We start from the raw sequence: 8,771 nt of genomic DNA, 5'->3' as shown, positions 1-8,771 counted from the left end.
TGGACGCTCCGCGTCCGCTTCGGCAGGGACGCGGAGCGTCCCGGGCTGCATTCCCACGCGGAGCGTGGGAACGATCACCAACCGAGTTAGCCCGAATAAAAAAGCCCGCCGATGATCACTCACTGGCGGGCTTTTTCTTGCAGCTTCAAGCTAAAAGCTTGCAGCTGTTTTTTGCTTAGATCGCGCCGCGTTTACGCAGCAGTTCCAGCACTTGCTTGACGCTTTCTTCCACACTCAGCGACTGCGTGTCGATCACCAGATCGGCATTCAGCGGCACGTCGTATGGGAAGGATTCGCCCGGGATATTGTCGCCGCCAGCGGCGTACAGACCTTGCGGATCACGCTCGGCGCACACGGTTGGCGATGCCTGCACGTAGACCGTCAGCAAGCGATCCTTGCCGATCAGGTCCTTGACCTGCTCGCGACCTTCGGCACTTGGCGCAACAAACGCGGCCAGGGTGAGCAGGCCCGCCTCGTTGAACTGACGCGCCACGTGCGCGGCACGACGCCAGTTTTCGGTGCGACCGGCACGATCCTGCGGCAAACCTTTGTTGAGGTCCTGACGCAGGTTCTGCCCGTCCAGCACAAACACCGCACGGCCCATGTCGAACAGCTTGCGCTCGACCGCATAAGCCAGCGTGCTTTTACCCGCGCCCGAGAGACCGCTGAACAGCACGGTCGCCGGTTGCTGGCCGAAGCGCTGGGCGCGTTCTTCAGTCGCTACGTGGGCCAGTTTGCCGTGGTGCGTGGCGGTGCCATGCGTCACAGGCTGGGCGACGATCATGCCGGCGCCAACAGTGCCGTTGGTCAAACGATCGATGACGATGAACGCGCCGGTGGTGCGGTTGCTTTCGTAACCGTCGAGAGCAATCGGCGCGTCGAGCGCGATCTTGACCTTGCCGATTTCGTTGAGCTGCAATGCGCTCGCCGGACCTTCTTCCAAGGTGTTGACGTCGACCTTGTTGACGATGCTGGCGATCGAGCCTGGCACGTAACTGGTGGCGCGTTTGATGTCGTATTTCTTGCCCGGCAGCATTGGCTCTTCAGCCATCCACACCAGCATCGCTTCGAAGCTGTCAGTGACCGGCGGCACGTTATCGGCATGCACCAACAAATCGCCGCGGGAGATGTCGATTTCATCTTCCATGGTCAGCGTCACCGCTTGACCGGGACCTGCGTGTTCCAGCTCACCTTCGAAGGTGACGATGGATTTGACCCGGCTGCTTTTGCCCGACGGCAGCACCACGACTTCGTCGCCCTTGTGCACGATGCCGCTGGCCAGGGTGCCGGCGAAACCACGGAAGTTCAGGTTCGGGCGGTTGACGTACTGCACCGGGAAACGCAGGTCGGTGAAGTTGCGATCGCCGGCAACTTCCACAGTTTCGAGGATTTCCATCAGCGACTGGCCGGTGTACCACGGCGAGCGCTCGGACTTGTTCACCACGTTGTCGCCCTTGAGGGCAGACATCGGCACGAAGTGCATGCTGGTCGGCTTCATTTTCAAGCCTTCGGCGAACTTCAGGTAGTCGGCCTTGATCGACTCGAACACGCCTTCGTCGAAGTCTTTCAGGTCCATCTTGTTGATGGCGACGACGATGTGTTTGATCCCCAGCAACGAAGCGATGAAGCTGTGACGACGAGTCTGGGTCTGCACGCCGTAACGGGCGTCGACCAGAATGATCGCCAGGTCACAGGTGGACGCCCCCGTGGCCATGTTGCGGGTGTACTGCTCATGGCCGGGGGTGTCGGCGATGATGAATTTGCGCTTGGCGGTGGAGAAATAGCGGTAGGCAACATCAATGGTGATGCCCTGCTCACGCTCGGCCTGCAGGCCATCGACCAGCAAGGCCAGGTCGATGTCGTCACCGGTGGTGCCGACTTTCTTCGAGTCGCGGGTAATCGCTTCGAGGTGATCCTCGTAGATCATCTTCGAATCGTGCAGCAGGCGCCCGATCAGGGTGCTCTTGCCGTCATCGACGTTACCGCAGGTCAAAAAGCGCAGCAGCTCTTTACGTTCGTGCTGGCCCAGGTAGGCGAGGATGTCCTCGCTGATCAAATCAGAAACATGGCTCATTGCATTCAAGCTCCGAGCTGTAAGCTTCAAGCGGCAAGCTTGTCGGCGTACAGCTAGTCAGAAATTTTGTTGATCAACCCAACCAGCATCCTAGAAAGCTCTCGGGTCTCCATAATCCAATTTTCAGCCAGCGGTTCTGCGATGTAAGCAATATCTCGGCCTATGAGAATTTGGGTGCGCAGCTCTCCACAAGAAGCTTTCGCAATCCAAAGAAAGTAAACCTTTTCTTTGCAACTCCGACGCTCCATGCCTTCAGCAATATTGGAAGGCACCGAAAGTGCAGAGCGGGTGATCTGATCCTTGAATCCAAAATCCCCGCATCGCGCAAACTCTTTGAAAATCCTCACTGCCAGACATTTACTTCGCTGCCAAACAACCAGTCTCTCGAAATCCATTACGAGTCATCCGATTCCGGCTCGCAGCAACCGGCCGCAAGCGCCAAACCGCAAAGTTACGCATACCGCCTTAAACTTGCAGCTTGCCGCTTGTAACTCGAAGCTTAAAAGTAACCCTGACGTTTTTTATCTTCCATCGAGCCTGCGCCATCGTGGTCGATGACCCGGCCCTGGCGCTCGGAAGTTCGCGTCAGGAGCATTTCCTGAATGATGTCCGTCAGGCTTTCGGCCTCGGACTCCACCGCGCCCGTCAACGGGTAGCAGCCAAGGGTGCGGAACCGCACTTTCTTTTTGACGATGCGCGCTTTGTCTTCATCAGACAGGTGCTCGAGGATGCGCTCGTCGTCAATCATGATCAGCGTGCCGTTCTTCTCGATCACTTCGCGTTCGGCGGCGAAGTACAGCGGCACGATCGGGATGCCTTCGAGGTAGATGTACTGCCAGATGTCCAGTTCGGTCCAGTTCGACAACGGGAACACACGGATGGATTCGCCCTTGTTGACCTTGCCGTTGTAGACGTTCCACAGCTCGGGACGCTGGTTTTTCGGGTCCCAGCGGTGCTTGCTGTCGCGGAACGAGTACACACGCTCTTTGGCGCGGGACTTCTCTTCATCGCGACGGGCGCCGCCGAACGCTGCGTCAAAACCATGCTTGTCGAGTGCCTGTTTCAGGCCCTCGGTTTTCATGATGTCGGTGTGCTTGGCGCTGCCGTGGGTGAATGGGTTGATGTTCTGCGCCACACCATCGGGGTTGATGTGGGTGATCAGGTCCAGGCCCAGTTCCTCGACCATCTTGTCGCGGAACTTGTACATTTCCTGGAATTTCCAGCGGGTGTCGACGTGCATCACCGGAAACGGCAGTTTGCCCGGGAAGAACGCCTTGCGTGCCAGGTGCAGCATCACGGCGGAGTCTTTACCGATGGAGTACAGCATCACCGGGTTGTCGAACTCGGCGGCCACCTCGCGGATGATGTGGATGCTTTCCGCCTCCAGCTGTTTCAGATGCGTCAGTTTGTCGACCATGGCTACTCACGAAAGCTTTCTTATGAACGGCCAGCGGGCCGTGTTCGAGCGGGGAATCCTAGCACAGCGACCTCTTCTAATCAGGACGCCAACTAGAACGAAAGGGCATATGAATATGCCCACTCGTTTGGGCGGAAAGCCCCCTGTAGGAGTGAGCCTGCTCGCGATAGCGGTGAATCAGTCACAGCTATGTTGGATATGACAAAGCTATCGCGAGCAGGCTCACTCCTACAGGGGAAACGCGGTGTGTCAGATAGGGTTCGAGATGTCGATGAAGATGTGTTCGAGGGCGAAGCGTTTCGCCAGATACTCACCCAGCGCCTGGACGCCATAACGTTCGGTGGCGTGATGGCCGGCGGCGATGAAGCTGATGTCGTTTTCCCGCGCGCTGTGAAAGGTCTGCTCGGAGGCCTCGCCACTGATGAACAGATCGACGCCTGCCGCCACGCCTTGATCGATATACCCCTGGCCACCGCCTGTGCACCAGCCGACCCGGCGAATCATGCCGCTGCCTTCGATCAGCAGCGGCTCACGGCCCATGATGTCTTGCACCTTGCGGGCAAAATCGCGCGCGGTCATCGGTTCGGTCAAGGAGCCGACCAGACCGACGATTTTCAGATTGTCCGGGTCCAGCGGCCCTTCAACCGTGATGTCCAGTTGGCGTGCCAGCTGCACGTTATTGCCGACGTCCGGGTGCAGATCCAGCGGCAAATGGTAGGCGAGCAGACTGATGTCGTGCTTGAGCAGGGCTTTCAGCCGGCGCTGTTTCATGCCGGTGACGCACGGGTTCTCGCCCTTCCAGAAATAGCCGTGATGCACCAGCACCAGATCGGCTCCCGCCTCGACCGCCGCGTCGAGCAATGCCTGGCTGGCGGTGACACCGCTGACGATGCGCATCACCTGCGGGCGGCCCTCGACTTGCAGGCCATTGGGGCAATAATCGGCGATTTTGGCGCTGCCAAGGTAACGGTCGGCTTCTGCGACGAGGGTGCTGAGGGCGACGGCCATGAAAGACTCCTAAATATCCCGTTCAGAGGCGCGCGCGGCCTCGTATAATGCGCGACATTATGGGCGGTCTGACCCCGCCTGCAACCTTTCCAGGACGTGCTTAATGCTCAAGGCGCTGCGTTTTTTCGGCTGGCCACTGTTGGCCGGTGTGCTTATCGCTCTGTTGATTATTCAGCGTTACCCCGAGTGGGTCGGGCTGCCGAGCCTTGACGTCAACCTGCAGCAGGCCCCGCAAACCACTATCGTGCAGCAGGGCCCGGTGTCCTATGCCGACGCGGTGAGCATCGCTGCACCGTCGGTGGTCAACCTGTACACCACCAAGGTCATCAACAAACCGGCGCATCCTTTGTTTGAAGATCCGCAATTCCGGCGCTTCTTCGGCGACAACTCGCCCAAGCAGAAGCGCATGGAATCCAGCCTCGGCTCCGGTGTGATCATGAGCCCGGAAGGCTACATCCTGACCAACAACCACGTCACCAGCGGCGCCGACCAGATCGTCGTGGCATTGAAGGATGGCCGGGAAACCCTGGCCCGGGTCATCGGCAGCGACCCCGAGACCGATCTGGCCGTCCTGAAAATCGACCTGAAAAACCTGCCGGCAATCACTGTCGGTCGCTCCGACAGCATTCGCATCGGCGACGTCGCTCTGGCCATCGGCAACCCGTTCGGCGTCGGCCAGACCGTGACCATGGGCATCATCAGCGCCACCGGGCGTAACCAGTTAGGCCTGAACAACTACGAAGACTTCATCCAGACCGACGCAGCGATCAACCCCGGCAACTCCGGTGGTGCACTGGTCGATGCCAACGGCAACCTCACCGGCATCAACACGGCTATCTTTTCCAAGTCCGGCGGCTCGCAAGGCATCGGTTTTGCGATTCCGGTGAAACTGGCGATGGAGGTGATGAAGTCGATCATCGAGCACGGCCAGGTGATTCGTGGCTGGCTGGGCATCGAAGTGCAACCGCTGACCCAGGAACTGGCCGAGTCGTTTGGCTTGTCCGGACGTCCGGGCATTGTCGTCGCGGGGATTTTCCGCGATGGCCCGGCGCAGAAAGCCGGGTTGCAGCTGGGCGATGTGATTCTGAGTATCGATGGCGAACCGGCCGGCGATGGCCGCCGTTCGATGAACCAGGTCGCGCGGATCAAACCGACCGACAAAGTCACGATTCAGGTGATGCGCAACGGCAAAGAGCTGAAGCTGACCGCTGAAATCGGCCTGCGTCCACCGCCCGCCCCGGTGAAAGAAAAAGAAGAATAAAAATGTATTCGCGCCAGTGGCGTGAATAACAGACATTCTCAACGGGCATGTTATATTGTTTCAATTCTAGCAATTGGAACAACATAACATGTCGTCTCGCAAAAAGGCCTCACTGCTGGGCCTGACCCTGGGTTTGCTGTGCGATCCCGCCTTCGCCGATGAGCCGCAGCCGCTGGAGCTCGACGCCATCAGCGTCACCTCCGACTACGAATCGCCCACAGGTCCAGTCAAAGGCTATCGTGCGACGCGCTCCGCCAGCGCGACCAAAACCGACACGGCGATTCGTGACATCCCACAAGCCATAAGCGTGGTGCCGGCCAGCGTCCTCAACGACCTGGGCAGTACCAGCGTGGAGCGCGCGCTGGATTTTGCTGGCGGCGTATCGAAACAAAACAATTTCGGCGGCCTGACGCTGTACGAATACAGCGTGCGTGGCTTTACCACGTCGGAGTTCTACAAGGACGGCTTCAGCGCCAATCGCGGTTATCCCAGTACCCCTGACGCGGCCAACATCGAGCGCATCGAGGTGCTCAAAGGCCCGGCTGCCAGCCTGTATGGCCGCGGCGATCCGGGCGGCACGGTAAACATCGTGACCAAGAAACCCCAGCCCGAAGCTTTTACCACCCTGCAAACCAGCGCTGGCAGTTGGGATCGCTATCGCACCGCGCTGGACGTCAATACGCCTCTCGATGGACAGGGCGACGTGCTCTCGCGCATCAACCTCGCCGTGGAGGACAACAACAGCTTCCGCGATCACGTCGACGCCAAGCGCGTATTCGTTGCGCCGTCGATCAGTTGGCAGTTGAACCCGGACACGTCGCTGTTGGTAGAAAGTGAAATCGTCCGTCACAGCTCGACATTCGATCGCGGCATCGTCGCGCCGAACAATAAATGGAGCGGTGTCTCGCGTTCGACCTTCCTCGGCGAGCCCAACGACGGCGACATCGACAACCACAACAACCTGCTCCAGGCCACCCTTGAACACCATCTGAACGACAGCTGGAAATTGCGCCTGGCCAGCCATTACAAGGAAGGCAAACTCTGGGGCGATGCGTCGGAACAACGGGCGCTGAACGCCGACGGCCACACGGTCAACCGCCGCTTGCGTGAACGCGATACGAGTTGGCACGACAGCATCACCCAACTGGAACTGCGCGGGCTGTTCGACCTTGGGCCTTGGCAGCATGAATTGCTGGTTGGCACCGAGTACGAGAATTACCGCAAGGACGAGCGCGTCACCACTATTGCCGGCGGTCCCTACGCCATCGACATCTATAAGCCGATTTACGGTCAGCCGAAACCCAACGGCGCTCGTTCAGGCACCGACTTCTTCGAGCACGTCGAAAGTCATGCGCTGAACCTGCAGGACCAGATCATCTTTACCGACAAACTGCGCGGCATGGTCGGCGCGCGCTTCGAGCATTTCGATCAGCGCATCGACGATCACAGCCGTAACGCCAAAAGCCAGCAGCGTCACGATGCTCTCACTCAACGCGCCGGCCTGCTCTATCAACTGACGCCGAACACCGGCCTCTTCGCCAACGCCTCGACCTCATTCAAACCGAACAACGGACTGGATGCTTCCGGGAAATCCTTCGACCCGGAAGAAGGCGTCGGTTACGAAGTGGGGATAAAAAACGACCTGTTCGACGAGCGTGTGAGCAGCACCCTCGCCTTTTTCCACATCGACAAGGAAAACGTCCTTGCCCTTGATCCGGGCACCGACACCAGCCGCGCCATGGGCAAGGCCCGCAGTCAGGGGTTCGATTGGCAAATCACCGGCCAGGTGACCGACGCCGTGCGGGTGATCGGCGCCTTCGCTTACATCGACGCCGAAGTCACCAAGGGCGATGCGAGCATTCCCACTGGCAGCCGCATCCTCGGCGTGGCCAAACGCAGCGGCAGTCTGCTCGGTGTTTATGAATTTCAGGATGGCCATCTGCGCGGCTCAGATGTCGGCGCAGCGTTCACCTATGTAGGCGATCGCTCGGGCGAGTCCGGTAGCGACTTCGAATTGCCTGCCTATCAAACCGTGGACTTGCTCGCCCATTACAAGGCCAGCGACAACGTCACGCTCGGCCTGAACCTGAACAATATCTTCGACGAGAAATACTACGAGCGCTCTTACAGCAACTACTGGGTCAACCCCGGCGAGCCGCGCAATTTCACCGTCAGCCTGACACTCAATCTGTAAAAGGACGTCCCCATGCACTACGGCAAAACCCTCATGATCCTCGCCGCTTTGTTCGCCGGCCACGCCTCGGCCCATGGCCTGTGGACCGAACAACGCCGCGGCAATATCGAAGTGGTCTACGGTCACGGCGCCGAAGACAACGCGTTCAAGGCGCAGAAAATCAGTGGTGCCTGGGCGTATGACGCGGGCGGCAAGATGATCCCGGTCAGCGTCGAGCGTCTGGCCGATCACGCACGGCTGAAACCGTTAAAGCCACCGGCGGTGATGGCCGTGGCACTGAACAATGGCATGTGGTCGCAGACGGCGGACAAAAAATGGGTCAACGAAGGACGCAGCAAAGTGCCCGGCGCCACCGAGGCTACGCAAACCTTCAAATACAGCCTGGCGATCTATCAGCCGGGGGCGAAGCTGCCGAAGCTTGATCAGATCAAACTGCTGATCCTGCCGGAGGTCGATCCGCTGACTGTAGGGCCAGGCAAATCGTTGCCGGTGCGAGTATTGCTCGATGGCAAACCGGCGGCCGGGGTGAAGTTGATTGGCGACTATCGCAGCGCGCCGAACACGCTGAACACCGAAACGGACAAGGATGGGCGTGCGCAAGTGCTGGTGAGGAATGAAGGGTTGAATGTGATTGCGGCGCAGGTCGAGGTGCCGGTGAAGGGCAGTGCGGATGTGGACAGTCGTGGGTTGTTCAGTTCGCTGACATTCCTCGGCGAGGCGCATCACGAATAGGCACCACAAGTCTCCTGTAGGAGTGAGCCTGCTCGCGATAGCGTAGGGACATTCAACATTCATGTTGGCTGACCCGGCGTAATCG

The 8,771-nt window shown here is 59.2% G+C and carries 7 protein-coding genes; 3 read left to right on the top strand and 4 right to left on the bottom strand.

Features of this window, described 5'->3' with window-relative positions:
• Positions 1–175 precede the first annotated feature (175 nt).
• The 4 genes from cysN to HU743_RS26865 all read right to left on the bottom strand — a co-directional run bounded on the left by cysN (position 176) and on the right by HU743_RS26865 (position 4,499).
• Positions 176–2,074: a sulfate adenylyltransferase subunit CysN gene (gene cysN, locus HU743_RS26880; RefSeq protein WP_186652381.1), complete on the bottom strand. Its 1,899-nt coding sequence runs from the start codon at positions 2,072–2,074 to the stop codon at positions 176–178.
• 53 nt (positions 2,075–2,127) lie between these two features.
• Positions 2,128–2,469, bottom strand: coding sequence for a four helix bundle protein (locus tag HU743_RS26875; protein WP_186652379.1), 342 nt, complete (start codon positions 2,467–2,469; stop codon positions 2,128–2,130).
• A gap of 104 nt (positions 2,470–2,573) precedes the next feature.
• The gene (gene cysD / locus HU743_RS26870) at positions 2,574–3,491 is read right to left on the bottom strand and encodes a sulfate adenylyltransferase subunit CysD (protein ID WP_007912374.1); all 918 of its coding nucleotides are present in this window, start codon (positions 3,489–3,491) and stop codon (positions 2,574–2,576) included.
• 249 nt (positions 3,492–3,740) lie between these two features.
• Entirely contained in the window at positions 3,741–4,499 is a 759-nt protein-coding gene (locus HU743_RS26865) for a Nif3-like dinuclear metal center hexameric protein (RefSeq protein ID WP_186652376.1), read from the bottom strand.
• Positions 4,500–4,602: 103 nt separating this feature from the next.
• Here HU743_RS26865 and algW point away from each other — a divergent pair, with 103 nt between their 5' ends.
• From algW to HU743_RS26850, 3 genes are all read left to right on the top strand, one after another.
• On the top strand, positions 4,603–5,760 hold the full coding sequence (algW, locus tag HU743_RS26860) for a Do family serine endopeptidase AlgW (protein WP_039759347.1): 1,158 nt from the start codon (positions 4,603–4,605) through the stop codon (positions 5,758–5,760).
• An 88-nt stretch (positions 5,761–5,848) separates the two neighbouring features.
• Positions 5,849–7,954: a TonB-dependent siderophore receptor gene (locus tag HU743_RS26855; protein WP_186652373.1), complete on the top strand. Its 2,106-nt coding sequence runs from the start codon at positions 5,849–5,851 to the stop codon at positions 7,952–7,954.
• A 12-nt stretch (positions 7,955–7,966) separates the two neighbouring features.
• Entirely contained in the window at positions 7,967–8,686 is a 720-nt protein-coding gene (locus tag HU743_RS26850) for a DUF4198 domain-containing protein (RefSeq protein ID WP_186652371.1), read from the top strand.
• The last annotated feature ends 85 nt before the right edge of the window (positions 8,687–8,771 follow it).

The sequence above is a fragment of the Pseudomonas sp. SWRI99 genome (assembly GCF_014270125.1).
Lineage (GTDB): Bacteria > Pseudomonadota > Gammaproteobacteria > Pseudomonadales > Pseudomonadaceae > Aquipseudomonas > Aquipseudomonas hamedanensis.
The sequence above is the reverse complement of the archived record's forward strand: the minus strand, read 5'-3'. Positions and strand labels throughout refer to the sequence as shown.

Bases quoted from the DNA above. Each gene is read 5' to 3' on its own strand.
- algW (WP_039759347.1), top strand. From the start codon at position 4,603: ATGCTCAAGGCGCTGCGTTTTTTCGGCTGGCCACTGTTGGCCGGTGTG.
- HU743_RS26875 (WP_186652379.1), bottom strand. From the start codon at position 2,469: ATGGATTTCGAGAGACTGGTTGTTTGGCAGCGAAGTAAATGTCTGGCA.
- cysD (WP_007912374.1), bottom strand. From the start codon at position 3,491: ATGGTCGACAAACTGACGCATCTGAAACAGCTGGAGGCGGAAAGCATC.
- HU743_RS26850 (WP_186652371.1), top strand. From the start codon at position 7,967: ATGCACTACGGCAAAACCCTCATGATCCTCGCCGCTTTGTTCGCCGGC.
- cysN (WP_186652381.1), bottom strand. From the start codon at position 2,074: ATGAGCCATGTTTCTGATTTGATCAGCGAGGACATCCTCGCCTACCTG.
- HU743_RS26855 (WP_186652373.1), top strand. From the start codon at position 5,849: ATGTCGTCTCGCAAAAAGGCCTCACTGCTGGGCCTGACCCTGGGTTTG.
- HU743_RS26865 (WP_186652376.1), bottom strand. From the start codon at position 4,499: ATGGCCGTCGCCCTCAGCACCCTCGTCGCAGAAGCCGACCGTTACCTT.